Source organism: Haloferax sp. s1 (genome assembly GCF_058382125.1).
This window is the reverse complement of the sequence record NZ_JBZRPK010000722.1, coordinates 1-23,850: the sequence shown is the minus strand read 5'-3', so window position 1 is coordinate 23,850 and position 23,850 is coordinate 1. Positions and strand designations below refer to the sequence as shown.

Annotated in this window: 29 protein-coding genes, 1 tRNA gene and 1 pseudogene; 14 read left to right on the top strand and 17 right to left on the bottom strand. The window is 63.1% G+C overall.

Annotation, left to right across the window (positions count from 1 at the left end):
* Positions 1-477: pseudogene (locus QT222_RS21320) on the top strand (ribose 1,5-bisphosphate isomerase); the annotation flags it as partial.
* A gap of 120 nt (positions 478-597) precedes the next feature.
* Here the strand turns inward: QT222_RS21320 and QT222_RS21315 are convergent.
* The 4 genes from QT222_RS21315 to QT222_RS21300 all read right to left on the bottom strand — a co-directional run bounded on the left by QT222_RS21315 (position 598) and on the right by QT222_RS21300 (position 3,749).
* On the bottom strand, positions 598-1,404 hold the full coding sequence (locus QT222_RS21315; protein WP_491478304.1) for a class I SAM-dependent methyltransferase: 807 nt from the start codon (positions 1,402-1,404) through the stop codon (positions 598-600).
* A gap of 4 nt (positions 1,405-1,408) precedes the next feature.
* Positions 1,409-2,308 (bottom strand): thiamine-phosphate synthase family protein, encoded by a 900-nt coding sequence (locus tag QT222_RS21310; protein WP_004057604.1) that lies wholly within the window; start codon positions 2,306-2,308, stop codon positions 1,409-1,411.
* Complete coding sequence (gene dcd, locus QT222_RS21305) at positions 2,305-2,892, bottom strand: dCTP deaminase (RefSeq protein ID WP_004057606.1); 588 nt, start codon at positions 2,890-2,892, stop codon at positions 2,305-2,307. The genes QT222_RS21310 and dcd overlap by 4 nt, the downstream gene beginning before the upstream one ends.
* Positions 2,893-3,008: 116 nt before the next feature.
* The gene (locus QT222_RS21300) at positions 3,009-3,749 is read right to left on the bottom strand and encodes a Yip1 family protein (protein ID WP_491478303.1); all 741 of its coding nucleotides are present in this window, start codon (positions 3,747-3,749) and stop codon (positions 3,009-3,011) included.
* A gap of 133 nt (positions 3,750-3,882) precedes the next feature.
* Here QT222_RS21300 and pth2 point away from each other — a divergent pair, with 133 nt between their 5' ends.
* Together pth2 and truD are read left to right on the top strand one after the other, a co-directional pair.
* Positions 3,883-4,221, top strand: coding sequence for a peptidyl-tRNA hydrolase Pth2 (gene pth2, locus QT222_RS21295; protein WP_491478306.1), 339 nt, complete (start codon positions 3,883-3,885; stop codon positions 4,219-4,221).
* On the top strand, positions 4,221-5,579 hold the full coding sequence (gene truD, locus QT222_RS21290) for a tRNA pseudouridine(13) synthase TruD (protein ID WP_491478302.1): 1,359 nt from the start codon (positions 4,221-4,223) through the stop codon (positions 5,577-5,579). Before pth2 ends, truD begins: the two co-directional genes overlap by 1 nt.
* Before the next feature lie 12 nt (positions 5,580-5,591).
* On the opposite strand, the gene QT222_RS21285 is transcribed toward truD, so the two are convergent.
* A complete protein-coding gene (locus QT222_RS21285; RefSeq protein WP_491478305.1) occupies positions 5,592-6,395 on the bottom strand; it encodes a hypothetical protein in 804 nt (267 codons plus the stop codon).
* A gap of 144 nt (positions 6,396-6,539) precedes the next feature.
* Here QT222_RS21285 and QT222_RS21280 point away from each other — a divergent pair, with 144 nt between their 5' ends.
* The 7 genes from QT222_RS21280 to QT222_RS21250 all read left to right on the top strand — a co-directional run bounded on the left by QT222_RS21280 (position 6,540) and on the right by QT222_RS21250 (position 9,208).
* A complete protein-coding gene (locus QT222_RS21280; RefSeq protein WP_491478301.1) occupies positions 6,540-7,265 on the top strand; it encodes a DUF2103 domain-containing protein in 726 nt (241 codons plus the stop codon).
* A 117-nt stretch (positions 7,266-7,382) separates the two neighbouring features.
* Complete coding sequence (locus QT222_RS21275) at positions 7,383-7,652, top strand: eL43 family ribosomal protein (protein WP_004057619.1); 270 nt, start codon at positions 7,383-7,385, stop codon at positions 7,650-7,652.
* 33 nt (positions 7,653-7,685) lie between these two features.
* Positions 7,686-7,820 (top strand): DNA-directed RNA polymerase subunit P, encoded by a 135-nt coding sequence (locus QT222_RS21270; RefSeq protein WP_004044283.1) that lies wholly within the window; start codon positions 7,686-7,688, stop codon positions 7,818-7,820.
* A gap of 1 nt (position 7,821) precedes the next feature.
* Positions 7,822-8,091 (top strand): KEOPS complex subunit Pcc1, encoded by a 270-nt coding sequence (locus QT222_RS21265; protein WP_004057621.1) that lies wholly within the window; start codon positions 7,822-7,824, stop codon positions 8,089-8,091.
* 90 nt (positions 8,092-8,181) lie between these two features.
* Positions 8,182-8,556: a prefoldin subunit beta gene (locus tag QT222_RS21260; RefSeq protein WP_491478300.1), complete on the top strand. Its 375-nt coding sequence runs from the start codon at positions 8,182-8,184 to the stop codon at positions 8,554-8,556.
* Positions 8,557-8,811, top strand: coding sequence for a DUF3194 domain-containing protein (locus tag QT222_RS21255; RefSeq protein ID WP_491478299.1), 255 nt, complete (start codon positions 8,557-8,559; stop codon positions 8,809-8,811).
* Between the two features lie 187 nt (positions 8,812-8,998).
* Positions 8,999-9,208, top strand: a complete 210-nt coding sequence (locus QT222_RS21250; protein WP_049917434.1) for an HVO_0649 family zinc finger protein — start codon at positions 8,999-9,001, stop codon at positions 9,206-9,208.
* Positions 9,209-9,307: 99 nt separating this feature from the next.
* Here QT222_RS21250 and QT222_RS21245 read toward each other — a convergent pair whose 3' ends face one another.
* The 3 genes from QT222_RS21245 to QT222_RS21235 all read right to left on the bottom strand — a co-directional run bounded on the left by QT222_RS21245 (position 9,308) and on the right by QT222_RS21235 (position 12,553).
* Entirely contained in the window at positions 9,308-11,221 is a 1,914-nt protein-coding gene (locus tag QT222_RS21245; RefSeq protein ID WP_491478298.1) for a DUF2070 family protein, read from the bottom strand.
* 135 nt (positions 11,222-11,356) lie between these two features.
* Complete coding sequence (locus tag QT222_RS21240) at positions 11,357-11,908, bottom strand: GMP synthase subunit A (protein WP_004057630.1); 552 nt, start codon at positions 11,906-11,908, stop codon at positions 11,357-11,359.
* 123 nt (positions 11,909-12,031) lie between these two features.
* Positions 12,032-12,553: a DUF7097 family protein gene (locus tag QT222_RS21235; RefSeq protein WP_491478297.1), complete on the bottom strand. Its 522-nt coding sequence runs from the start codon at positions 12,551-12,553 to the stop codon at positions 12,032-12,034.
* A 108-nt stretch (positions 12,554-12,661) separates the two neighbouring features.
* Between QT222_RS21235 and QT222_RS21230 the strand changes: the two genes are divergently transcribed.
* Together QT222_RS21230 and QT222_RS21225 are read left to right on the top strand one after the other, a co-directional pair.
* The gene (locus QT222_RS21230; protein WP_491478296.1) at positions 12,662-13,009 is read left to right on the top strand and encodes a DUF192 domain-containing protein; all 348 of its coding nucleotides are present in this window, start codon (positions 12,662-12,664) and stop codon (positions 13,007-13,009) included.
* 191 nt (positions 13,010-13,200) lie between these two features.
* Positions 13,201-14,739, top strand: coding sequence for a (R)-citramalate synthase (locus QT222_RS21225; protein WP_491478295.1), 1,539 nt, complete (start codon positions 13,201-13,203; stop codon positions 14,737-14,739).
* A gap of 37 nt (positions 14,740-14,776) precedes the next feature.
* Here the strand turns inward: QT222_RS21225 and QT222_RS21220 are convergent, their stop codons facing one another.
* The 3 genes from QT222_RS21220 to QT222_RS21210 all read right to left on the bottom strand — a co-directional run bounded on the left by QT222_RS21220 (position 14,777) and on the right by QT222_RS21210 (position 15,663).
* Complete coding sequence (locus tag QT222_RS21220) at positions 14,777-14,950, bottom strand: hypothetical protein (RefSeq protein ID WP_004057638.1); 174 nt, start codon at positions 14,948-14,950, stop codon at positions 14,777-14,779.
* A 198-nt stretch (positions 14,951-15,148) separates the two neighbouring features.
* On the bottom strand, positions 15,149-15,316 hold the full coding sequence (locus QT222_RS21215) for a hypothetical protein (RefSeq protein ID WP_004057640.1): 168 nt from the start codon (positions 15,314-15,316) through the stop codon (positions 15,149-15,151).
* A 262-nt stretch (positions 15,317-15,578) separates the two neighbouring features.
* Positions 15,579-15,663, bottom strand: a tRNA-Ser gene (locus tag QT222_RS21210).
* Positions 15,664-15,815: 152 nt separating this feature from the next.
* On the opposite strand from QT222_RS21210, the gene QT222_RS21205 reads away from it, so the two are divergent.
* Positions 15,816-16,766 carry an AAA family ATPase gene (locus QT222_RS21205; RefSeq protein ID WP_004057642.1) on the top strand — a complete coding sequence of 317 codons (951 nt, stop codon included), beginning with the start codon at positions 15,816-15,818 and terminating at the stop codon, positions 16,764-16,766.
* 60 nt (positions 16,767-16,826) lie between these two features.
* Here QT222_RS21205 and QT222_RS21200 read toward each other — a convergent pair whose 3' ends face one another.
* Genes QT222_RS21200 through QT222_RS21185 form a run of 4 tightly spaced genes read right to left on the bottom strand, consistent with a single transcriptional unit; the run spans position 16,827 to position 20,201 of the window.
* Complete coding sequence (locus QT222_RS21200; RefSeq protein ID WP_049917435.1) at positions 16,827-17,333, bottom strand: DUF7519 family protein; 507 nt, start codon at positions 17,331-17,333, stop codon at positions 16,827-16,829.
* Positions 17,321-18,589 (bottom strand): DUF58 domain-containing protein, encoded by a 1,269-nt coding sequence (locus tag QT222_RS21195; protein ID WP_491478294.1) that lies wholly within the window; start codon positions 18,587-18,589, stop codon positions 17,321-17,323. The genes QT222_RS21200 and QT222_RS21195 overlap by 13 nt, the downstream gene beginning before the upstream one ends.
* On the bottom strand, positions 18,586-19,200 hold the full coding sequence (locus tag QT222_RS21190) for a DUF7269 family protein (protein WP_004057649.1): 615 nt from the start codon (positions 19,198-19,200) through the stop codon (positions 18,586-18,588). The genes QT222_RS21195 and QT222_RS21190 overlap by 4 nt, the downstream gene beginning before the upstream one ends.
* A complete protein-coding gene (locus QT222_RS21185) occupies positions 19,197-20,201 on the bottom strand; it encodes a DUF4129 domain-containing protein (protein ID WP_004057651.1) in 1,005 nt (334 codons plus the stop codon). The genes QT222_RS21190 and QT222_RS21185 overlap by 4 nt, the downstream gene beginning before the upstream one ends.
* 844 nt (positions 20,202-21,045) lie before the next feature.
* Here QT222_RS21185 and QT222_RS21180 point away from each other — a divergent pair.
* The gene (locus QT222_RS21180; protein ID WP_004057654.1) at positions 21,046-22,272 is read left to right on the top strand and encodes an orc1/cdc6 family replication initiation protein; all 1,227 of its coding nucleotides are present in this window, start codon (positions 21,046-21,048) and stop codon (positions 22,270-22,272) included.
* Positions 22,273-22,388: 116 nt separating this feature from the next.
* Here QT222_RS21180 and QT222_RS21175 read toward each other — a convergent pair whose 3' ends face one another.
* The gene (locus tag QT222_RS21175) at positions 22,389-22,775 is read right to left on the bottom strand and encodes a DUF7268 family protein (protein ID WP_004057655.1); all 387 of its coding nucleotides are present in this window, start codon (positions 22,773-22,775) and stop codon (positions 22,389-22,391) included.
* Between the two features lie 39 nt (positions 22,776-22,814).
* Entirely contained in the window at positions 22,815-23,750 is a 936-nt protein-coding gene (locus QT222_RS21170) for an ABC transporter permease (protein WP_004057657.1), read from the bottom strand.
* Positions 23,751-23,850 lie beyond the last annotated feature (100 nt).

Genomic DNA, 23,850 nt, shown 5'->3' with positions numbered 1-23,850 from the left:
GTCATGAACTGGACGCCGGTCCACGCCCTCCCGCGCGAACTCACCTGTGTCGACCCGATTGCCGTCGAATCCGACCTCGTGCTGGACGCGACGGGCCACGACGCCGTCGTCCTCTCGAAACTCTCCGAGCGCGGTGTCCTCGACGTGAGCGGTATCGAACACGCGAAGACGCACAACACGGGCATGGACAAGACCGGCGACGGCGAGTACGGCGCACCCGGCCACGACTCCCCCGGCCACGACTCGATGTGGGTCTCCGAGAGCGAAGACAACATCGTCGAGCAGACGGGCGTCGTCCACCCCGGCGTCGTCGCCTCGGGCATGGCCGTCGCCACCGCGCACCACCTCCCGCGCATGGGTCCGACCTTCGGTGCCATGCTGCTTTCCGGCAAGCAAGCGGCGCAGGCGTGCCTCGACGAACTCGGCCACGACGCACCCGAAGTGAACATCAGCGGTCCCGCGGCCGCCGACGACTAACTCGGTCCAAACCCGGGGTTGTCTCCCTCCCGGGAACACCCAAGATACTCAACTGGTCCGTATCTGAAGTGGAGACGCATGAGCACTTTTTGAAGAAGTAGTTGGGAGTCAGCGACTGGCCTACGCAACGACGCCCGCTCGAATCCGAGCGAACCCGAGGACGTGAGTCCGCCGGTGCGTCACGCGACACCGTGATTCGAGCGCTCGATGGGCCGCAACGAGTCGCTCATTGAGCATCTCGGTCGGTGACCCGCGCATCGTCCGCGCTCCCGGCGGGGCAGTCATCCGAACGAGCGTCCGAAACACCGGATTGAGGGTTCGCCACGTCGAATCCGTGGTTTCTGCGAGGTCGACCAAGCAGAGTCGGCCGCCCGGACCGACGAGGTCGGCCCACGACGAGACCACGGCGGCAGGGTCGGAGAACATCCCGGAAACGAAGGTTGCGAGAACGGCGTCCGGGGCGTGTTTCTGAATCGGGGGCCGGGTCGCGTCCGCGCGAACGAGGCGAACGTTCGGGTACTCGCGGACGCGCTCGCGGGCGACGGCGAGAACGCCGGGTGAGAAGTCGATGCCGACGACGGTTCCCTCCGGGCCGACTCGCTCCGCGAGGTACGAGAGGTTCGCGCCCGTCCCACAGCCCATCTCGACCACTGTGTCGCCGGGAGAGAGGGCGAGCGCATCCGCCGCCTCGGACCTGACGGTTCCGGAACCCGGCGCTCGGCGGGCGAGTGTGTCGTAGAGGCGTGCCCAGCGAGTGTAGAACGACTGCGAGATAGTTGCCGGAGACTGAGACTGAGACCGTGACTGGGGCTGGGACCGAGACTGAGACTGAGACCGTGACTGGGGCTGGGACCGAGACTGAGACTGAGACCGTGACTGGGGTCGGAGCTTGGTCCAGGACTGTTCGACCGACGAAGGGAGAGCCATCTGGTTAGAGCAAGACGCGAACCACGTTGGCGACCGTCGGCGCGTCCGGGCCGAGGATGTACGTGATGGGTTCGATACCGTAGCCGCCGCTCTGGTAGATGATGAACGTCTCCGGGAGGTCGCGGCCGTCGAGGACTTCACGCACCGGGTCGGTCGGGGCGTCAGGGTTGAACTCGATGCACTCGTACCCCGCGTCTTCGAGGTCGTCGATAACGCCCGCGTCGTAGACGATGTTGAGCGCGGCGTTCACGTCGGCACCGGCGTCGCGGGCAGATAGGAGGACACCCGCAACGTGTTCGCTGACGCCGAATTCGGGTTCGCCGGGAACGGTCGCCTGCCCTTTCACGTCGAAGATTCGGCCGGGAATCGCGGCGATGTCGTCGATGCTGTCGGCGTCAGGGAGCGATTCCACGAGATTCGACCCGACGTTTGGGATGAGACCCGCAAATCCGGACGTGTTCGTGAGCATTCGGAGACCGCGGCGGACCGAAGAGCGGACCTGCTCGACGGTTCGCAGTCGGCCGCTAGGGTCGTGAATACTGCGAAAGCCGTCGTACGAGGCCAGTTCCGGCATCTCCTCTTCGTGAAGGTCGGACAGGAGGTCGCCCTCTTCGAGTTGTCGGATGAGGACTTCCGCCTCGACCAGCGCCTGCACGGGCGTCATGTCGCCCGTCGAAAGCCCGTCGCCGATGCGAGAGACGAGGTCGACCACGCGGGCGTCGGTGGCGACGCGCTCGTTCGTGCTGACCTCGCCATGGGCGTACTTCGAGACGGCGCTCTGGCTGATACCGAGCGCTTCAGCGACCTCGGACTGGGTGAATCCGCGGTCGCGCAGGTCTTCCGCGAGGAGCGCACGGAACGTCGGGAGGAACGCGTCGACGACGATTTCCTCGATGAATTTCATTCGTCGCCACCGAACTCGGGGTCCGACCCGATGCGCGAGGCCTGCGGCCCGCTTTGACCCTGATATTTCGACCCGCGCTCGCTCCCGTAGGGTCGCGCCGCTGGCGACTTCATCTCCGTAAATACGAGTTGCGAGATGCGCATACCGGGAGTGAGCGCAACGGGTGCGGACCCGAGGTTCGAGAGTTCGAGCGTAATCTGTCCCTCGTATCCGGGGTCGACGATGCCCGCCGTGGCGTGGATGACGACGGCGAGCCTGCCGAGCGACGAGCGACCTTCGACGGTCGCAAGCAGGTCCGGCGGAATCTCCACGCGCTCTTTGGTCGTCCCGAGAACGAAGTCGCCCGGATGGAGAATGAAATCGTCACCCTCGTCGACGTGCGTCTCGCGGACGTATTCGCTCACTTCGTGCTCGCGGTTCGGGTGGATACAGGAGATGTTCGTGCGCTGGAACTCCAGAAACTCCGTGCCCAGTCGGAGGTCGACGCTCGCAGGTTGGACCTGCATGTCGATGTCGTCGATTGGGTCAACTACGAGGTCACCCTCCTTGAGGCGCGAGAGGATATCGGCGTCCGAGAGTATCATGTTCGAACAGAGCGCGACGGGGAAGGTAAATCCATCTTCTCGAACGACGGATGCGGGCGTCCACGGGCAATACGGGTCGTTGAGTTGACACCCTGTGCGGTTTAGACAGCAGGCTGTTAGATGAGTTCGAGCAGCAGGCCGATGAGACTCAAGCCAACAGTGACGCTGGCTGCGGAACCGATGTCGATATCGCGGGCGCGGGCGAGACCGTACGTTCGAATATACGTCCCCCACGCGACGACCACGAGCATAGCGACGGTGCTGACGAGACCAAGACCTGAGAAGGATGCTTGCATTGCATTCAACGCGCCTTCGGGGTTCGACGGTATCGACACCTGCTTGAGTTGGTAGACAACAAACGTCCCGACCGTGAGGACACGAAACACCATCGGAACCATCCCCCACCCCGAGACAACGAGGCTATCGGTGAAGCGGCCGTCTCCGCCGACAAACCAACTTCCGAGATGGAGGAGACTGCCCTCGAACAGCCACACTAATGGCACGAAGACCAGCATCGCGAGCGGAATCCACGAGTATTCTTGCCAGATGAGGTCGCCGAGGCGTTTGTCGAGCGTCTCAGGGACAGATGGGTCACAACCCGACGGCGCTTCCATGTCGTCGAACGCACCGCCCGGTTCGTACTGTTCACACGCGTGCTCGGGGTAGTGCTCCGGATTATCGACCGAGACCTGCTGGTCGAGTTGTTGCGTGAACGTCCAGAGGATGCCGCCGACACCGGCGGTAATGACGACCGTCACGACCGCGACGGCGACGAGCGCGCGACCGAAATCGAGTGGTGGCGTTTTCGATTCGAAGTATTTGCGTGGCTTGAGGAGGGGTGTTCGGGGACCGGACATCAGTCGAACCAACGGAGATGTCAGACAAAGGTTTTGTCTCCTCGACAGGAGTGAGTTCCCGATGACAGCGAACGGTGCGTCCTCGACGCCCGCGATGGGAGGACATTTACCGCGGCGGCGGGGAGTAGGCGGCATGAAACAGGCCATCGTCGCACGCGCCGACCTCGGCATGGGCCGAGGAAAGCTTGCCGCGCAGGTCGCCCACGCCTCGCTGTCCGCCTACGAGGACACCGACTCGCAGACCCGAAAGCGCTGGAAGGGCGAAGGACAGAAGAAGGGCGTGCTCAAGGCCAACGGCGAGTCCGCGCTGTTCGAACTCGCCTCGAAAGCCGAACACGAGGGCATCCCGCACGCGGTCATCCGCGACGCAGGACACACCCAACTCGAACCCGGTACGGTGACGGCGCTCGCTGTCGGCCCCGCCGAAGACGACCTCGTCGACCGCGTGACCGGCGACTTATCTCTCTACTGATGCGCGAAGCACACTCGCTCGAACGCGCCGTCGGCATCGACCACTACGTGAGCGATGCGGACGGCGTCGGCGGCGTCCTCCGGGTCAAACCCGAGGACTTCCGCGTCCGCGAACTCGAACTCGACTCGCTGAACATCCGCCCGCCGGACGCGCCGACGGGAGACTTCCCCAACCTCGTCGTCCGCGCCACCCTTCGCGGGTGGGACACGAACGACTTCGCCGGTCGTCTCTCCGACGAACTCGGCGTGAGCAGAGAGCGCGTCTCGTGGGCCGGAACGAAGGACAAACACGCCGTGACGACCCAGTTGTTCACGGTCCACGGCGGTGACGCCGATAACGTCCCCGAGATTCCGAACGCCGACATCGAAGTCGTCGGTCGACTCGGTCGAACCCTCGACTTCGGCGACCTCGCGGGCAACGGCTTCCGTATCCGTGTCCGCGACCCAGAAAGACCGGGAAACACCGCGGCCATCACCGACTCGCTCCGCGAGTTCAGCGGCCGAGACGACGTGGTCGGCGTCCCCAACTTCTTCGGCCACCAGCGCTTCGGCAGCATCCGACCCATCACGCACACAGTCGGTCTTCACGTCATCCGCGGCGAGTGGCGCGAGGCGGTCCTCGCGTACTGCGGCGGCCCGACAGAGGACGAACCCGAAGAGACACAGGAGGGCCGCGCAGTCGTCGACGAGGAAGCCGAATCCGCCGACCCCGACTGGCACCGTGCACTCGACCGGATTCCGGGCTACCTCGGCTACGAGCGTGGGATGCTCCACCGCCTCGCCGAAGACGGTGCGGAGACCGACGCAGACTGGCGCAATGCGCTCGAATCAGTTCCCTCGAATCTCCAGCGACTCTTCGTCAACGCCGCGCAGTCCTACGCGTTCAACCGAATGCTCTCCGAGCGCCTCGACCGCGGTCTCCCGTTCGACGAACCCATCGAGGGCGACGTGGTCTGTTTCGCCGACCGCGACGCACCCGACGGTCTGGAACTCCCCGACGTGAGCCGTCTCCAGTCGGCGACCGGCCGCCGAGTCGACGTGATGGCCCGTCACATCGAGCGCGGCCGCGCCTTCGTCACCGCACCACTCGTCGGCACCGAGACGGAACTCGCCGAGGGAGAACAGGGAGACATCGAACGGGCCGTCCTCGACGATCTGGACCTCGAACCGGGGGATTTCGACCTCCCCGGAAACTTCCAGTCGACCGGGACGCGGCGAGCGATTCTCGTCCGCACTGACCTCGGAATCGACGAGGGTGACGAAGACGACGGCGTCGTGTTCGACTTCGCGCTCCCGCACGGGTCGTACGCGACCGCCGTGATGCGCGAGTATCTGAAGGCTGGCCCGCTGGACCTCTAAGACGTCAGTTCGTTATTTTCCGGCGTTCGTTTCCGTCTCCGCCCGCCGCCTCAACTCAGTCGCACGGGTCGTCGCATGGCCGATAGCCGCGAACGGAAGCGAGAGGAGCGCCGCGACGAGGGAAAACCCGATTGCGAGCGCGACCGTCCCCAATTCGAATCCTGCCGCCTCGGCGGCCGGCGGGAAGTACGACCACGCGGGAACGGCGAATGCGAGCGTCGCGACGGCCGAGCCGAGTCGCAATCGACCGTGGGCGCTCGCGACACCGAGTGCGTAGCCGACCGCGAGCGGGAGCGCCAGCGTCGCAGTTCGAGCGACCGCCGGTCCGGAGAAAAGGTATGCCACGCCCGCGCCGAGCGCAATGGGTGCCATCGCGTACAGCGAGCCAGCGACGACGCCCTCGGTCTTCGAGCGTCCGGCGAAGACGGCCCCTGCAGCGGCGAGAAAGACAACACCCGTTCCGGCGACGACAACGGGCTTGTCGCGGGCGAAGACCGCAACGAGTGGGATTCCCGCTGAGGCGACGAGCGCAAAAGCGAGTTCGGCAGTCGTTCGGGTATCCGCGGGGTTGTTGTGGACGAAGAAGGCACGGAAGCTTCCGGCGGCAATCCATGCAAGAACGGCGAAGAAGGCCGTCGAGATGGGGGCTGCCCGGCGAAGATAGGATGCGATAGCACGGCCGGTGTCGAGCGCCGACTGAAGCAACTGGTTCGCGAGTCGGATTGTCGTTTCCGGGTCGAGTGCGAGCGCGACTAAGCCGACGAGACCGGCGAGTGCGAGTGGAGAGAGAGACGCGAGAAGGGCGCGGCGGCGCATGTACGCAGGACTCTCGGACACGGGAACCAATAGTTTTCGCCACAGGGAGAGCGTCGTATCGCGGTGAGAGAACCGCCTTTCGGAGGGGGAACCACAGCAGAGCGCATAAACGACCTTTTGTACGCGCATACCCGACACGTCAATATGCACTGCCGGCGGTGTGGTAATCCGTTAGAGAAACCCGGAGACTACTGTCTCACCTGCAACACCGCCAACTGCGATGTCGTCGTCGCCGTCATCGTTGCCGACCGCGCGACGCTAACATTTCTCGCCGAAGCCGACGTGGTCGGCGAGACGACGGTGCCGGCGATACCCGAATCGGACGCCGAGACGAAGGTCGTCCAACTGCGGAACTGCGCCGGGTTGGTCGCCGACGAAATTCGGCGGAAGCGCCCGGAGACGGTCTACGCCGCCGGTGAACGAGCCCCCCTCCGGGAAACTCGCGCGCAACTCCACTACGAGTTCTACCGCGTCTCCGACGACGACCCAGTCCAGAGTGTCCTCGACAGTCGCGGCGAACGGACATTAGAGGTCGTCGACATCCCGCCCGCGGAGAAACTCGGCGGGAGCCACACGACGCTCATCGGCAGGCGAGCGGGTCGCAGAGCGATTGGTGTGGTTGCCGGTCACCCGCACGTCAAGAAGGTCATTCCCGGTCCCATCGACGCCGGAGGGAAGGGGTCGCGGACGGGACTCCGTGCGAAGGTCACCCGCGCCGACGACAACGGAAACGTCAGACTACTGCTCCGCGACGGGTCGAGCGTCCAAGAAAACCGCATCGTCACGACGGCGATGAACCGCGAGACGGGCGAACGCGTCCGCGACGACCTGAACGAAGCACTCCGCGAAGAAGAACTGCAAGACGAGTGACGATGCGGAGTGTGGTGGGACGCACCCAACGCGACTTCGATGGCAAACTGACAGCAATTCTCGGCGGCGAGACGACTCGTAGGGTTTATCCATACCGGCGAGGTAGTTCGCGGTACTATGGCCGAAAAGAAGGCTCGATCCGTCGGAAGTGCCGGGCGCTTCGGCGCACGGTACGGCCGCGTCGCTCGCCGCCGCGTCAAGGAAATCGAAGCAGAGATGCGCAATGCAAAGGTTGACGGCGATAACGTCACCCGCGTCGAAACTGGCATCTGGAAGAACGAAGAGACCGGCGAAATCTTCACCGGCGGTACCTACCGCCCCGAGACTCCGGCCGGAAAGCAAGTCAGTCGTTCTATCCGCGCCGCGCTCACCGGCGAGAACGAATAATCTCCAAGTAGTCTCGATTCCTCACATCTCACAATGAGCTACAAGTGTTCCCGGTGCAAGCGCGACGTCGAACTGGACGAGTTCGGTGGCGTTCGTTGCCCGTACTGTGGGCACCGCGTCCTGCTGAAGGAGCGGTCCCCCAACGTGAAAGAAGTCGCCGTCGAGTAGCGTGCGCCCAGCGCACAGCGCTTCTCTCGAATTTGACTACCCCGACGAGCGGCGCGCACGTGTTGTCGAACGCAGCGTCGCCGTCGAAGTCGGCGAAATCGACGACGCCCGCTCAGGTGCGAGCGTCGACCGCGACGGCAACACCGTCGTCGTCACCGTCGAGGCCGACGACCTCGTTGCCCTCCGTGCAGGCGTAAACTCCTGGATTCGGCTCGTCGAGACCGCAGAGACCGTCGCGGCTGCCGGTGAGTCGCGTTCGCAGTCCGCGTAGGAGACCGCGAGTGTTTTTCCGCATAGGGGCCGCGTTTTTCTGCGTGGGAGACCGCGGGTGTTTTAGGGCCGGCGGCCCGTCAGTTCGGGTATGCAGGGAAGTCTGCCGCCAGAAGCGCAGGAGAAGCTCGAAGAACTGCAGAACCTTCAGGAGACCGCCCAGAGCGTCTCTGAGCAGAAGCAGTCCTCCGGGTCGGCACTCAACGAGGCAAAGACGGCACTCGACACGCTCGAGGATGTCGACGATGACTCGAAGATGTACCGCGAAGTCGGCGAACTCCTCATCGAGACCGACTACGAATCGGCCCAGGAAGACCTCGAAGAGAAGGTCGAGAGCCTCGAAGTCCGCGTCGAGCAGCTGACGAAGCAGGAGACGCGCGTCCAAGAGAAGTTCGAGAGCCTTCAGGAAGAACTGCAGCAGATGCTGCAGGGCGGTGCCGGTCCGATGGGCCCCGGCGGCGCATAAATGCCACAGCCAACGGACGAAGAAGTGGTCGAGACCGCCGCAGAGGCGGCTGAAGGCCTCATCTTCGCCCGGTTCAAGCAGTCCCGCGTCAAGGACTTCGATGTCACCGTGACGTTCGAATACGGCGTCCTCGACGTCGACGTGTACATTAACGCACCCGACGATGCCGAAAACGCCGAAGCAGTCGCCGAAGAGGCGGCCAAGACGGCGCAGGAAGCCGTGGACGAACTGTTCGCGGCCGCTGACGAAGAGTAGGGATTCTCGCGGGAACCCCCCGCACTCGTTTCCGACGCAGTGAGCGACGCGTGTTTCTCTCGTCGCCAGTCCCGAGTTCGATGCGAATTCGCCGGACCCTCGTTTGATGCGAATACACCAATGTACACGAACGAACAGCGTGCAACTGCCCGGTATAACTATAACAGACCATGCACTATGGTACCTCATGCCAATACGGAAGACGCCGAGAGGAACGACCGCATTGGACCGCCTCCGCGAACGATACAGCGATGCTGACCGCACGTGCTCGGAGTGTGGCTACGTCGATACCGACGGCGAGTGGTCGGCCAAGACGACCGGTTCGAGGGTGCTCTACCGACACGTCTGTCCGAGTTGCGGTGCAATCGAGACGCGAACACTCTCGCTAAAGAAGTGATAGCTCGGTCTTCGGACCTGTAACATTACCCGGTGAGTGACTACGCTGGCTGAAAGGTGGTGCGACGAGGGTGAATTCTTACGTGACGATGAGGGGTACCTACGTAAGGAAGAACACGAGCAGGCTGACGGCCATCGACGCGAGCAGGACGGCGAGCGCCAGCGCACCGCCCATCGAGACGACGACGTTGGCGTGACTGGCGAGCGTTTCGGTCCGGTCGTTCCCGAAGATGGTTACTTCGACACGTTCAGTTGCCATCCCCGCGCTCACGGGTTCGCTGTCCGCGGCCGCCTCGTCGACGAGTCGTTCGATGGTTGCGAGGAGTTCGTCTTGGTCGATGACCGCACCGACCTGATTTTCGGCCTTGACGGTGTTGACGATGTGCGTGTCCGTCGTCATCACTTCCGCGATGTCGGCCGGGGCGTCCGGCCCGGTTGTGATGGCTTCGACGATGCGGTCGCGTAGCCCCGGTTCCATATTGTTCCCGTCGATGAGGACGTACGCGGTCGTCTGGTCGTTGACCTGCATTAGCGCCACGCGAATACCCAGCGGGCCGATACCCTCACGCGGTATCCACTCGGTTTCGTCCGCCGCGACGCCGAGAGAGAGCGTCCCGTGTGACAGGTCGGTGAGTTTCTCACCCGCGAGTCCGGCGGCGGATATCATGTCGAACGAGCGCTTGCTCCCCGGCGTGACGTGACCGAGGTCGGGCCCCTGCAAACCGTTGTTGCAGTTGTGTGCATCCACGAGGAGGACGTTTCGAAGTCCCTCGGTTCGAGCCTCCGCAGACGCCGAGAGACCGACCGCGTACTCGACGTCGTCTGCGAACTGCGGGGCGTACGTCGAAACGAGGACCGCATCGTCGCCGAAGCGCTGGCCGAGCATTTTCATGTCGCCGGATTCGACGCGGACGCTTTCTGTCACGTCGGTACTGTACTCGATTTTCTCGTAGGCGCTGTCGACGGCGTCGAGAACCACGTCGACTTCGCGCTCGGTGACGAGATTGAAATCGTGACCAGCGGTGGCGTGCGGCGGGAATGCGAGTCCTTCGGCGCGTCTGGCCACCCGTTCGGGGAAGTTGCCGCCGCCGATTTCGCCCATCGGGCCGGGATGAATCATCGGAAGGACGAACCGGGCCTTCTCGCTCCCGTCGTCACACTGGAACGAGAGGACGGTGATAGGGACGATTGCCTCCTGCCCGAGTTGCTCGAAGAAGTCTTCCAGTTCGCGCGTTCCCTCGGCGATGTGGCCGATGAATCCGCGGATGAAGTCGAGGACAGAAACCCCGAGGCTGCGACGCCACGGGCGGTCGACGACGCGGAGGAAGGCGAAGACACCGAAGGCGTAGATGACACAGGTGATAGCGAGGAGTTGGAAGTGGCTGAGGGCGATAAAAGACAGTTCGGGCGGCGCTCTGCCGGAGCGAGCGAGATACGGCATCAAGTACGCATCGACGATGGGCCCTCCAACCTGATAGAAGTGAAGCGTCCCGCTGTAGATGAAGAGTAAGACGGCGGACGTCAGCGTCTGGATACTCGCCGGAACCGACGCGATGAGAAGCGACGAACGAGAGACGGCCATGACGATAAGCAGACGGAACGCGAACACTGACGCGAGAGCAACGACGAACGCGTCGAAGACGAACGTCTGTCCGAGACCAGTGAGATACGAGATAATCGCCGCCAGTGTGACGATAATCACGATGAGAATCTCACCGGCCAGTGCGAGAAGCGACGAGCGATTCCGAGTTAATTTCCCGCCGACGAGTCGGTCGACACCGGTGGTACCGAATGCCGCAACGACGGTTGGGATTCCGATGAAGAAGATGCCTTCCCAGGCGTCTCGCCCGAGGAAAAAAAGTCCCCGCCACGACCCGGCGAGGTCGCCCGAGTCGAACGCCGCGATGCCGGCCATCGCGGCGACGAGCAAGGCGAACCCGAGACTCGTGTACCAGTTGGGTGCGCGAAAGATAAATCGCGACAACCCAGCGAGGTCGCTCTGCGTGGAGGTCATTTTCCGAACAGACAAAACGGAGGCCGGTAAATGTCTCGGCTTGTTTCGAAGGGATGACGATGAAGAACCGTCGAGAATGCTGCAGAGTTGCGATTGTAAGAGCTACGTGGTAACGCCCCCACCGAAAACAGCGTTCTACCGCTTGCAGACTTCGATGAAGTTCTCGAAGACTTCCTCGCCCTCGTCGGTGTGGGCGACTTCGGGGTGCCACTGGACGCCGTAGAGGCCGCGGTCGGCGTCGCTCATGGCTTCGATAGTACACACGTCGCTCGTGGCGGTGTGGGTGAAGCCTTCGGGGACTTCCTTGACTTCGTCGGCGTGGCTGGCCCAGACGCGCGTCTTCGGGGTGAGCGACCCGATAAGCGGGTCAGCTTCGTCGAGAATGTCAACGTCGACGTCGGCGTAGCCGCCGTAGTCGCCAGAGTCAACGCGGCCGCCGAGTTCTTCGGCGAGAATCTGCATGCCGAGACAGATACCGAGAACGGGAACGTCGAGGTCGAGGTAGTCGGCGCTGCGGCCGATGCGGTCCATGTCGGGGCCGCCGGAGAGGACGATACCGTCCGCGTCGATTGCTTCGGGGTCCGTGTCGTTGTCGATGAGTTCGGTGTCGACGCCGAGGTCACGGAGTGCGCGCCGTTCGAGATGGGTGAACTGCCCGTGGTTGTCGATGACGACGATGCGGGTCATGTCCCGGATTGGACTACCGTGCGTAAAAGTGAATCGAAGAGTGGTCGAGATACGCGTATCCATGCATCGAATTGGCACATTCTCCGAACGCGGTCGGTCTCGCGTCCGACTGGATTTCGAACGTTATCTGTCGCCAGCGCGGTCCCGTGCCGACTGAAATCCCATCTCTTCTAGCTCCTTCGTCCGTCGCGCTTCACGTGCAGCGATGGCCTCCGGGTCCGGCGCGGCATCGTCGTCGATGCGGGCGAACGACTTGTGGACCTTCGTGTGGCACCAGCGACACAGTGCGACCGTAATCTCGTGCGACGGGTCATCGCCGTCGCGGGTGCCGTAGGAGAGGTGGTGCTCTTCGAGCAACGGCCGGGCCGCCGAGTCGTGTGCCATGCGGACCTCTTCGAGGCCGCAACGGGTGCATTCCCGCCCATTCGTCGTAGAGGCGTAGTGCGGACAGTCGCGGAACTCACAGCCGTCGGCGGCGACACACTCGTAGTCGACGCGTGCTCGCTCGCGGGCGAACGCCGGGTCGCGGTCGGCGTACTCGCGAGCGAGGCGACAGTGGCCGTCGCTCGTGAGATGGTCGCAGCGGTCGGCGTGGTCGTAAGGGTCGTCGACACCCACGGGCGTCCCTGTCGGCGTCCGCTCCATACAGCGCGTTCGGGACGGCGCAGGCCTAAACGTTGCTCTCGCCGGCTCGTTCGTGGACATCCCGTCTCCGGCGGTGGTTTCATCACGCATCCCACCAAATCCGGGTGCGTGAGACTCGTACACCGACAGAACGGAGACCAAACGACGCTCGCGTCGAACGTCGAGACGGCGGATTCGTTTCTCTCGCAAGCACGCGGGCTGATGTTTCGACGCTCCGTTCCGGACGACTACGCGCTCGTCTTCCGGTTCGATGATGCTGACCGCCACAGTCTCCACATGGTGTTCGTCCCGTTCGATATCGACGCGATCTGGCTCATCGGCGACGAGGTCAAGCAAAAAAAACGACTGTCCGCGTGGACGGGCATCGGGTTCGGTATGGCCGACACGATTATCGAACTTCCGGCGGGGGCGGCCGACGATGTCGAGCCGGGAGACCTCGTCGAACTCGCTGAATAACTCACTCTCCGGGGGTTCGGCCCCGACGAGACACCAATTTCTGTCGGAACCATCTCTTTTATACATTCATCGACAGATGTGTTCAACTACTATGTCGGAACCTACCACACCGGCGGAGGATAGAGTAAGTCGTCGCGAGACGGCTGGCTGTGAAATTCGACGGTTCTAGCTTACAAGGATACGATTCTACCGTGAACGAACGATTCGGGAAGACCCCCGAGCTACGCACTTCTGATTCGGTACAGCTGTTAGATACGACACTTCGCGACGGGGAGCAAGCGCCCGGCGTCTCGCTGTCGCCGGACGAGAAAGCGGACATCGCCCGCGCGCTCGACCGCGCCCGTGTCGACTACATCGAAGCGGGAAGCGCCTGCACCGGTCCCGGCGAGCGCGAAACCATCAAGCGCGTCACGTCGCTGGACCTCGACGCGACGGTGACGAGTTTCGCCCGCGGCGTCCAAAGCGACATCGACCTCGCACTCGACTGCGACGTAGACGGCATCACGCTCGTCGTTCCGTCGAGTGACCGCCACGTCGAGTCGAAAGTCGGCACCACCCGCAAGGGTGTCGTTCAGACGACCGACGAACTCGTCGCGTACGCCAAGGACCACGGCCTGTGGGTCGAGGTCATCGGCGAAGACGGCTCTCGCGCGCCGCCGGAGTTTCTCGAAGAACTCGCACGAACCAGCCACGACGCTGGGGCGGACCGATTCTGTTTCGCCGACACGGTCGGCCACACCAGCCCCGAGCACACGTACGATGTCGTCTCTCGGCTCGCGGAACTCGGGCCGACATCGACCCACACGCACGACGACCTCCGACTCGCCATGGCGAACGTACACGCCAGTGTGGCCGCGGGAGCGGACCTCGTCCACGCCACGGTCAACGGCATCGGCGAGCGCGCCGGCAACGTCGCACTCGAAGAGGTCGCTATCGCGCTGGAGCACTGCTACGACGTCGAGACGGTGAAACTCGACGAACTCTACGCGCTGGCTCAGAAGGTCGCTCACTCGACGGGCGTTTCGCTTCCGCCGAACAAGGCCGTCGTCGGCGAGAACGCCTTCACCCACGAAAGCGGCATCCACACCGACGGCACGCTCAAAGACGACGCGATGTACGAACCCTACCCGCCGGAGACGGTGGGTCGTGAGCGTCGCCTCGTCCTCGGTAAACACGCTGGACGCGCGGGTGTCAAGGCCGCTCTCGACGAACACGGCGTCGACGCAACCGGCGAGGAAGTCGCCGCCGTCGTCGAACGAGTGAAAGAACTCGGCGACCGCGGAAAACGCGTCACCGACGCCGACCTCCTCGCGTTCGCAGAAGACGTACAGGGGCACGAACGCGAACGACAGGTCGAACTCCTCGACCTCACGGCCGCCTCCGGCGGCGGGACTCCGACTGCAAGCGTCAGACTCCGCGTAGAGGGCGAAGAACGCGTCGCCTCCGGAACTGGCTCCGGCCCGGTTGACGCCGCGGTGAAAGCAGTTCGGCAGGCCCTCGGTTCCGACGCCGACGCACAACTCGACGACTACCACGTCGACGCCATCACCGGTGGGACCGACGCGGTCGTCACCGTCGAAGTAACCATGTCTCACGGCGACCGAAGCGTCTCAGTCGCCTCCTCGCACGCGGACATCACCCGTGCGAGCGTACAGGCGATGGTCGATGCGCTCGACCGACTTCTCGCGCCGGGCCATACCGCTGCGACACCAGCATCGGCCGACGACTGAGGAGAAACTCCCGTTTTCAGGGTTGATTCGGTGCGCTTCAGCGCGTCTCTTTTGCGACGAGGTAGGTCCACCCACCTCGGCGCTCGAACCCGATGGCGGCGTCGCCGAGTTGCGTCTCTGCGTAGTCGGCGACTCGGCCGGTCCGAACCGTCGTGACGTCGATGCGTCGCGTTCCGCCCTGTTCGTTCGTGTCTGCTGCGTCCGCGCTCATACCAGTTGCAACGGTGGGAGGGGATATGTATCGAATCCTAGGAGAGTGAAAGTGAAATCGAGGGACAAAGTCGGGGTGTGCTGCGTGCGACTCGGATTCGGTTTTGTTGCGTATCAACATCGATAGTAGGCCGAATGGCTACCGTGCTGTGCCGGGCGTTTCGTTGGGACGTTGTGCGGCTCGGCGCGTCCGTCGCGCTCACGATGTTGCTTCTGCTTCCGATGCTGTCCAGTAAGTGACGAGCACACCCGCTGCGAGAGCGAGCAGGATACCGGTGGAACCTGCAATCTTGTAGGCTTCGATGACGAAAAGGAGGAGCAAGAGGGCGGCGATAGCGTCCAATCTCTGTTCGAGTGCGGAATCCATAGTTCACCATATAGTGCTTGTTTGACAACCTTTTCGTCGGAGGCTCGGTTCACGGGTTGTCTCACATGTCGGACACACACCATCGCGGTGTGGTGAAACGCGCCGCTCGAAGTGTTGTGGCCGCAAGAAGCGCCGAGGGTGGGATTTGAACTCCACTCGCTCACTGCGTTCGCTCGCTAGTTCAAATCTCAGTGAAGCGTACACAGCGAATCAGGTGTGCGAGAAACACAAAAGTCTCTCGCGGACTGAGTTCGCTGAGAAGCGCCGAGGGTGAGATTTGAACTCACGTGTCCGAATGGACAGTAGATTTCGAATCTACCGCCTTGGCCGGGCTAGGCTACCTCGGCTTCCATCGTCTTCTCTCTCGCGGATAGTTTAATCCGTTTCGATTTCCGAGGACTGCGGCGAGGATTCCCACAGTTGAATCGACGGCACATCGGGGGTAAATCGACGGACGCCGACCAATGCGAATAAGTCGCACGCAGACGGGGGACGAGACATGGACATCGACACGGCGAGCGAGACCTGTACGCAGGTTCTCGACGCCATCTCGGAAGCCGTCATCGCCGACCGGTCCTTCCTCGAAACCGTCCTGACAGGCGTCCTTGCCCGCGGTCACGTCCTCCTCGAAGACGTTCCCGGCACCGGGAAAACGCTCACTGCGCGGAGCGTCGCCACCGCGCTCGGACTTTCGTTTTCCCGCGTGCAGTTCACGCCGGACCTCCTCCCAACCGACGTAACCGGGACGAACATCTACGACGAACGCGACCGCACCTTCGAATTCTCGCCCGGTCCCATCTTCGCCAACGTCGTCCTCGCCGACGAAATCAACCGCGCGCCGCCGAAGACGCAGGCCGCACTCTTGGAGGCGATGGAAGAAGGACAGGTAACCGTCGACGGCGAGACGCACCAACTGCCGACGCCGTTTTTCGTCATCGCCACGCAGAATCCCGTCGAACAGGAAGGGACGTTCACGCTCCCCGAAGCGCAGGTCGACCGCTTCGTCGTGAAGTCAGCTATCGGCTACCCGGACGTGGATGGTGAAGTCGAACTCCTCCGGCGGCGTGCAGGACGGACCGAACAGAGTCCGAGCGTCGAGTGCGTCCTCGACCGCGACTCGGTCGTTGCGATTCGGCGCGCGCCAGAATCAGTCCGCGTCGACGACGACCTGCTCCGCTACATGGCTGACCTCGCCCGCGAGACTCGAACTGACCGCCGGGTTCGAATCGGCGTCTCGCCACGCGGAACACAACGGCTGTTCGAGGCCACCCGCGCCCGCGCCGTCATCGAAGGCCGCGAGTTCGTCACGCCGGACGACGTAAAGCACGTCACGCAGTCCGTGCTCGCTCACCGACTCGTCCTCACCCCGGACGCCCGCGTCGAAGACGTACAGAAGTCGGATGTCGTCGCCGACGTGCTCGGCCGGGTAGCCGTGCCGACGCTGGACTGAGCACGCCGACCGCACGACTGAAGAAAAACGGTCGGTATCGCCAGACGACCGAAACGAGCGTCATCGCCTGACGACCGAAACGAGCGCCACTGCGCCCAGCAACAACAATACGACTGCGGCGATTGGCTGGCCGCCGGAGGCAACCGCGTCGACTCCGTAGACGACGCCCGCTCCGACTGTGAGCACGAGGAGTGTCGCCGCGGCGTGAACGAGTTCGAGACGGGTCGTGTCGGTCTCACGGCCCAGGTGGTCGCCGACAGACAGCGCGTTTTCTCCGAGGTCCCACGCGAGAATCGACGCGATAGCCGCCAGTAGGATTGGTTCCGCACCAGGCCCGCTCATACCGCCGACGACGAGCGAGAGGAAAAACAGGCCACCCGCTACGTCAAGGACGCGGCGGGAACTTCGGACTAAGCTGGCAGCGAGGATGACTGTGGCGACGAGCGCCCCAGCGGCAGCCATTGTCGTCGTGAACGCGAGCGCGAGCGTGGCGAGACTGGCCGCCGAAAGCGACATCGCGGTGCCCGTACGCGTCGGTCGGCGAGTTATCTCTTTCATCGCGACCACCCCGCCTCAGCCTGCGAAAGGGCGACTGCGAGCGGTTCGTCACCCCAGTCGCCGACGCGGAGGCCGCTGCGACGCAACTCGCGAAGTCGCAAGTCACGTTCCAACCGTGCGAGTCGGGCACCGACTGTCTGGATTGCCGTCGGGTCCGGCGAGACGAGAGTCACGGCGTGGCCGTACGCCTCCAACCGGCGCGCGACGGATGCGGCGTAATCGTCGGCGAGCGGCGAGCAGAAGATGACTTGCGCGTCGCTCGAAAGCCGACGGCGAAGTCGGCGCATGGCCACGGAGGGGAAAAACGCCTTGTCAGGCGGTGTCGGCGCGAACGCGGCGTGTGTCGCGAAGAGTCGCCGAGCGCGAGCGCGGTGGTCCGACCCCGACGAAGGGGCAAGCCAACACTCTTCCGGGCCGAAGGCTGCGATACCGACGCTGTCACCGCTGTCGAGGAGGGCCGGGAACGCGATGCTCGCGGCGTCGACACACCGTTCGACTGCCGTTTCGTCGTCGGCGTCGGGGGCGACGTGTGCCTCCGAGCGCGTGTCGACGACGAGGACGACGGCCGCGGCGCGCTCTTCTCTGAACTGGACGGTTGCGAGTTCGCCCGTGCGTGCGCGACGGTTCCAGTCAATTCGGCGTATCGGGTCGCCGCGGCGGTACTCGCGGATGGAGGCGAACTCCAGTCCCGACCCCGGTACGTCCGTCTCGACGCGTCCGGCATATCTTGAGGTGAGTCCGCGGAGCGGAAGGTCAGCCGTCGCGGCCAGTTCGGGTTCACACCGCAGCGTCGTCTCTGCGAAAGCTGTCTCGCGACATTCGACAGCACCACTCGGGTCGCGGACGACAGCAACTGTCTCATCCCAGGTGTGCTCGCCGCGAATCGCCGTAACGGTGTACGTCACTGTTGCGGTCGCCCCGGGGCGGAGGGCCGTTCCGAGACGGGCAGGACTGTCAGAGACGGCGAGCGCCGGTGGTACGCCGTCGACGATGCGGAGGTCGAAGAGCGTTCGTGGCCCCTCGTTGGTGACGTGGAGCGTGACTTCGACCTCGTCGTCCGGTGCAGGCGTCGAATCAGTGATGTCACGCTCGATATGTAGCGACACCTCGGGGACGGCGGCGATTCGGGCGTAGCCGAGAAGAACGACACCGAGTCCGGCGAGCAAGAAGAGCGCAGCCTCCCGAGTGAACACACCCGCCGCGGCGGCGATGAGGACGAGACCTTCGATTCCGACCCAACGCTCAGTGTCGAATCGGTGGGTCATGGGTGTTCACCCCCCGTTTCGTCGACCGTGACCGACCCAGTTTCGTCGAGTGAAGTCTGCGCGGACTCGTTTCCGATATTCGAGATTGCAGCGACGGTCCGGTCAACGCGCTCGGCGAACATGGACTGGCCGGACAGGAGCAGTCGAAGTCGGCGACGGAGCGGAAGCGAAGCCTCCGCACCGAGGAAGCGGGCAGCGACTACATCATCGGTCCACGCACCAGAATCGAGAAGCGTCTCGGCTTCCGCCGGTGTTCGACCGCCGCGGAGGACGAGTGCTTGTCGCGCGCGCGATTCGAGGCGGTCGACAACTCGACTACGGGCAGCCCACCGCTTCCGACGAGTCATGGCCGCCGCGATTTCATCATCGAAATCAACGCCAGGAACCGGAACTGAGACGCGCATTTCCGGGTCATCCGTCGTAGTGGTTTTGTACGAGGTATCGCGTCGGCGCTGGACGTACCGAAGCCCCTGTAATGCCGCGAGCGCGGCAACAAGCCCGAGAAACAGGTCGGTCAGTTCGAGTCCGAGAGAGACGCCCGCGATGATTGCGAGTCCCGCAGTTGTGGCGAGAACACCGACGACAAGCGCGAGAGTTCGTGTTTTCGTCATTGGGATTCCTCGGTGTCTTCGCCGGACTCCGAGCCGTGTTTGTTATGACCCGGTTCCCTGTTGGCGTAGGTCGATTCGATGTTTCTGAGTGCCGAAACCGCTCGGCGCTCGCGCTCTGTGGTTGCCTCGAAGCCGCCGTATCTGACCTCCTCGAAGAGCGTCGTCAAGTCAGTCACGTCACCGCGCGACATTCCGGCGTCGACCGCCGAGGCGGCGAACTCGGCCGGTGTGGCGGACTGTGGGTTCGGAACGTCGAGTAGCGTCGTCATCTCACCCCACGCCCGGAAGACTTCGTTTTCCACATCGGTTTCATCGGACTCGATGCGTTCGGCGGCGGCCCCGGCGGCCCGCCCGACAGCAGCGACGTCGGCGTCCGGTTCGACATCCACGGTCTCGGCATCGTCGTCGGGGGTCGGGGTATCTCCGGTACCGGTGACGAGCATCACGAGTGCGACGACCAGTGCGACTGCGAGCAGGAGACCGAACACCAGCGTCGGGGGCGAAACAGTTTGTGCTGCGCTGCCACCGTCACCGAGTTGTCCGCCACCACCCGGCGGAAGAAACGAGACGTTCCTCGCGGCCCCGGAGACGCGAGAGGAGAACGATAGCTCCGTACTGCACGCCGTAAAAAGGCTAATAACGAGGATAACAGGGGGCCCGAGAGTTAAGAAGACGGCAAGCGGCGGGAGAAGCGACCGTGACCTCAGATAGACGTACCCACCGAGAAGAAGGAAAGCGACGGAGATGAGGCCGATAACCGTGGGTGAGAGCAACCACGGGAAACACGGTGCCGGAATATCGAAGTCGCCAGCCGTACTCGAAGCGGGTTGATAGCCAGTCGATTCAGACTCACCCGCCACGCCACCGTCGGAGCTACCGACTCCGAATCCTGATGGGCCGCCGTCCGTGACGACGGTCGAGTCGATAGTCGCCGCGACGAGGGAAAGGGCGACAACCGCGAGGAGGGCGAGTACGAGGGAACGGAGGGCGGAGCGGTCCACGACAAAGGATAACAGTATCCGAGGTAAAGAAATTTCGAGGGACGTCGCGGAGGTCAGATACATGACCGACGAACTCGATGTGAGAGAGTCTCGAGACGATAGCTGAGTCAGTGGGTATTCCGCGTGAGAAACTCAGTGGGTATTCCGCGTGAGAAACGGGTTTCTGAGCGAGGCTCATTGGAATCGAGGCTATTCAAAGGGAAACCCGGCAGAAACTGTCGGATGAATGCACCGAAACAGACCACTCCTGCAAGTGAATGGTGCTCACGAACTGACGGACAGATATCGGGTTTCAACACTCACACACCACATTTGCAAGTGAATATGCGTTGAGATAGTGGGGGGTGGGGTGACCCACAGACACCACTGTTGCATGTGAAGCGCCACGAGCGTGTGAGGGGGGTTCGGTCGGAGAGAGCACGACTACAAGTGAACGAATCCAGAACGTCGACCCGCAACACCCACCACTGTTGCAGGTGAATATGCCGTTTTAGACGTTCTAACTACTGAATTGTCGATATCCGAATCACGTGCGACAACGGTTCTCTCGCCCTTAACCTGTCAGCGCTTTAGTTGAATTCGTGGACTGTTGTTCTACTAGGTACTCTCGTACACTGTTGTTCACTTGCAAAAGTGGTGTGTGTCTGTTAAAACGTGTTCACATACACCTTGATGAATGGAACCTAATGCCACACCAAACACACGTACAAACACCCTCTCACCGGGGGTCAACAACCGTCACACGAGGAAAGACTACCGACAATACGACACCGACCACCAAATTCACATGAATCAGATGAAATCGGGGTTTTAAATAAGGGGACGATACAACGGACCGACGTTAATGCGCCGGTTCGAGCGAAAACAAAACGTCTTCACCAACAAGGACGCCCTCGGGGAGTCCTACAAGCCCGAGCGCATCGAAGAGCGCGACGACGAGATTTCGGAGTACATGGACGCACTCCAACCGGTCGTCGACGGGTGGGAACCGAACAACGTCTTCTTGTACGGCAACACCGGCGTGGGAAAGACTGCGGTCACCGAGTTCCTCCTCGAGATGCTTCTCGAAGACGTATCGCAGTACGACGACGTCGACCTGAGCGTCATCTCTATTAATTGCAAGACGCTCAACTCCTCGTATCAGGTTGCGGTCGAACTCGTCAACGAACTCCGACCACCAGGTGCGGAAATCAGTTCGACCGGCTATCCTCAACAGACTGTCTTCAAGAAGTTGTTCCAGGAGTTGGACGACGTCGGTGGAACTATCCTCATCGTCCTCGACGAGGTGGACTCCATCGGCGACCGCGACGAACTCCTCTACGAACTCCCGCGAGCGCGTTCGAACGGCAAACTCGAAGACGCGAAAGTCGGTCTCATCGGTATCTCGAACGACTTCAAGTTCCACGACCAACTCGACCCGCGCGTGCAGGACACGCTTTGCGAGCGCGAACTGCACTTCCCGCCGTACCAGGCCCCGGAACTCCAGAATATCCTCGAATCCCGTGCTGAGGTCGCCATCGCAGCCGACGCCTGCGAAGAAGGCGTTCTCAATCTGTGTGCCGCGCTCGCCGCCCGCGACAGTGGGAGTGCGCGGCAGGCTCTCGACCTGCTCCGACTGGCTGGCGAACACGCCGAAAACAAAGACGACGAGAAAATCACGCTCGACCACGTCGATATCGCCCGCCAGAAACTCGAACAGGAGCGCGTCGTCGAAGGAATGCGAGAACTCACCGAAAACGGGCATTTTGCCCTCCTCGCAGTCGTCTCGAAGGCCGCCCACGACGAGACGCCGTGCCGGATGCGCGACCTCTATCAGGAGTATCTTCGCCTGTGCAACTCCGCCGGTATCGACCCGCTCGCCCAGCGCTCGGTCCACAACCATCTGTCCGACCTTCGGATGCTCGGCATCCTCTCAGCAGAAGAGAACCGAACCGGGTCGCGGGGGAACTATTACAGTTACGCCCTCGACGTACCCTTCTCCAGCGCGATGGAAGCGCTCTCCGACGTGCTCTCGCTCGATTCCGTCCTCGACGAGATTCGGAAGACGGCGAAGCAGGCCGAAGCGGTCTGAGTCAACAAAATAACCGAAGCGGAGCGTCTCCTCCCTTTTCCTCCCTTCTCCTCCCTTCCCCTCCCTTCTCCTCCCTTCCCCTCCCTTCTCCTCTCCTCAGACAACCGACTCGAACCTCACGCCGAGACCAAGACCGAACCGAACCCCATCGTCCCGAGCATCACGCCGAGACCGAACCCGAGGATTCGGGCCATCGCCCGGCGTGCGTCCGGTTCGGTCCACCCCGTCCCGGTGTCGAGGTGGTTCTGCATCGACTCGATGCCGCGACCGAGTGCGACGGCACCCGACCACCCGAGAAGTCCGAACCCGAACACGAGCGATCCGAGTGCGAACGCCGTGTCGACGCTCGTTGCATACGCACCCGCCAGTACGGTCCCGGCCAGCGCACCCGTCGAGATGAGGACGCCGACGAGGACTGCGGTGCCAACGATTCGGAGGCGGACTGTGGCCTGCTCGACGAGCGGCGGGCGCTCTTCTGTCGGGTGGTCAGGTTCGGCGGGCATGATTTATATATGGTATGAATAAAAGGGCGGTTCGAAGCGTTAGTCGACCGCTTCGCGCATCCGTGGGTCGAGTGCGTCGCGCATCCCGTCACCGAGGAGGTTGAATCCAAGCACGGTGAGTGCGAGGAAGAACCCGGGGAAGAACGACCACCACCAGATGCCCGTGAGGAGACCCTGACTCACGCCGTTCGAGAGCATGAGTCCCCACGAGGGCGTCCCGGCCTCGGCACCGAAGCCGAGGAACGAAAGGGCGGCGAGGTCGATGATGGCGAGACCGAAGTTGAGCGTACTCTGCACCGTAATCGGCGCGAGACAGTTCGGCAGAACGTGCCGAACCAGCACTCTCGGGTCTGCCGCGCCGAGGGCGACGGTCGCGTCGATGTACTCGTTTTCGAGCACGGTCAGCGCGGCCCCGCGGACGACGCGGGCGAACCGCGGCGTGTAGACCAGGGTCAGCGCGGCGACCGCCCGCCAAAGCCCGAGTTCGTCGGGGAAGATGGCGACGAGCGCCAGCGCCAAGAGCAGCGAGGGGAACGCGAGCAACACGTCCATCGTCCGCATGATGACGTTGTCCGTCACGTCGCCGTAGTACGCGGCGATGATGCCGAGACCGACGCCGAGAGTGGTCGACGCGGCGACGGTGACGGTCCCGAACAGCATCGCGTACCACGCGCCGTAGGCGACCCGCGGTAGGAGGCTCCGCGCCTGTCCGTCAGTTCCGAAGAGGTACTGGAAACTCGGTGCTGCGCGGTTCGGGTTCGTCCCCAGTTGCGACTGGGTGATGACCTCAAGGTCGATGAACAGTCGCGCGTAGATGGCGATGACCACCATCGTGACGATGATGGCAATCCCAGCCAGTGCGAGGCGATTCGACAGCAGTCGGGAGACGAACGGCGAGGCTCTGAGGCGGTCGATGAGACCGCGTTGGCCCACATCGGCCGGCGTCTCGGTCGTCGTCTTGGTTTCCGTGCTCATTGTTCGATCCTCGGGTCAAGGATGGAGTAGGGGATGCCGACGCCGAGATTGACCAGCGGGAACAGGCACGCGAAGGGGAGGACCGTCCCCTGGACGCTGG

Bases quoted from the DNA above. Each gene is read 5' to 3' on its own strand.
- QT222_RS21175 (WP_004057655.1), bottom strand. From the start codon at position 22,775: ATGCCCGCCGAACCTGACCACCCGACAGAAGAGCGCCCGCCGCTCGTC.
- truD (WP_491478302.1), top strand. From the start codon at position 4,221: ATGCGCGAAGCACACTCGCTCGAACGCGCCGTCGGCATCGACCACTAC.
- QT222_RS21235 (WP_491478297.1), bottom strand. From the start codon at position 12,553: ATGGAGCGGACGCCGACAGGGACGCCCGTGGGTGTCGACGACCCTTAC.
- QT222_RS21245 (WP_491478298.1), bottom strand. From the start codon at position 11,221: ATGACCTCCACGCAGAGCGACCTCGCTGGGTTGTCGCGATTTATCTTT.
- QT222_RS21170 (WP_004057657.1), bottom strand. From the start codon at position 23,750: ATGAGCACGGAAACCAAGACGACGACCGAGACGCCGGCCGATGTGGGC.
- QT222_RS21240 (WP_004057630.1), bottom strand. From the start codon at position 11,908: ATGACCCGCATCGTCGTCATCGACAACCACGGGCAGTTCACCCATCTC.
- QT222_RS21250 (WP_049917434.1), top strand. From the start codon at position 8,999: ATGCCAATACGGAAGACGCCGAGAGGAACGACCGCATTGGACCGCCTC.
- QT222_RS21300 (WP_491478303.1), bottom strand. From the start codon at position 3,749: ATGTCCGGTCCCCGAACACCCCTCCTCAAGCCACGCAAATACTTCGAA.
- QT222_RS21220 (WP_004057638.1), bottom strand. From the start codon at position 14,950: ATGAGCGCGGACGCAGCAGACACGAACGAACAGGGCGGAACGCGACGC.
- QT222_RS21195 (WP_491478294.1), bottom strand. From the start codon at position 18,589: ATGACCCACCGATTCGACACTGAGCGTTGGGTCGGAATCGAAGGTCTC.
- pth2 (WP_491478306.1), top strand. From the start codon at position 3,883: ATGAAACAGGCCATCGTCGCACGCGCCGACCTCGGCATGGGCCGAGGA.
- QT222_RS21310 (WP_004057604.1), bottom strand. From the start codon at position 2,308: ATGAAATTCATCGAGGAAATCGTCGTCGACGCGTTCCTCCCGACGTTC.
- QT222_RS21180 (WP_004057654.1), top strand. From the start codon at position 21,046: ATGCGCCGGTTCGAGCGAAAACAAAACGTCTTCACCAACAAGGACGCC.
- QT222_RS21260 (WP_491478300.1), top strand. From the start codon at position 8,182: ATGCAGGGAAGTCTGCCGCCAGAAGCGCAGGAGAAGCTCGAAGAACTG.
- QT222_RS21275 (WP_004057619.1), top strand. From the start codon at position 7,383: ATGGCCGAAAAGAAGGCTCGATCCGTCGGAAGTGCCGGGCGCTTCGGC.
- QT222_RS21270 (WP_004044283.1), top strand. From the start codon at position 7,686: ATGAGCTACAAGTGTTCCCGGTGCAAGCGCGACGTCGAACTGGACGAG.
- QT222_RS21190 (WP_004057649.1), bottom strand. From the start codon at position 19,200: ATGACGAAAACACGAACTCTCGCGCTTGTCGTCGGTGTTCTCGCCACA.
- dcd (WP_004057606.1), bottom strand. From the start codon at position 2,892: ATGATACTCTCGGACGCCGATATCCTCTCGCGCCTCAAGGAGGGTGAC.
- QT222_RS21215 (WP_004057640.1), bottom strand. From the start codon at position 15,316: ATGGATTCCGCACTCGAACAGAGATTGGACGCTATCGCCGCCCTCTTG.
- QT222_RS21205 (WP_004057642.1), top strand. From the start codon at position 15,816: ATGGACATCGACACGGCGAGCGAGACCTGTACGCAGGTTCTCGACGCC.
- QT222_RS21255 (WP_491478299.1), top strand. From the start codon at position 8,557: ATGCCACAGCCAACGGACGAAGAAGTGGTCGAGACCGCCGCAGAGGCG.
- QT222_RS21315 (WP_491478304.1), bottom strand. From the start codon at position 1,404: ATGGCTCTCCCTTCGTCGGTCGAACAGTCCTGGACCAAGCTCCGACCC.
- QT222_RS21280 (WP_491478301.1), top strand. From the start codon at position 6,540: ATGCACTGCCGGCGGTGTGGTAATCCGTTAGAGAAACCCGGAGACTAC.
- QT222_RS21285 (WP_491478305.1), bottom strand. From the start codon at position 6,395: ATGCGCCGCCGCGCCCTTCTCGCGTCTCTCTCTCCACTCGCACTCGCC.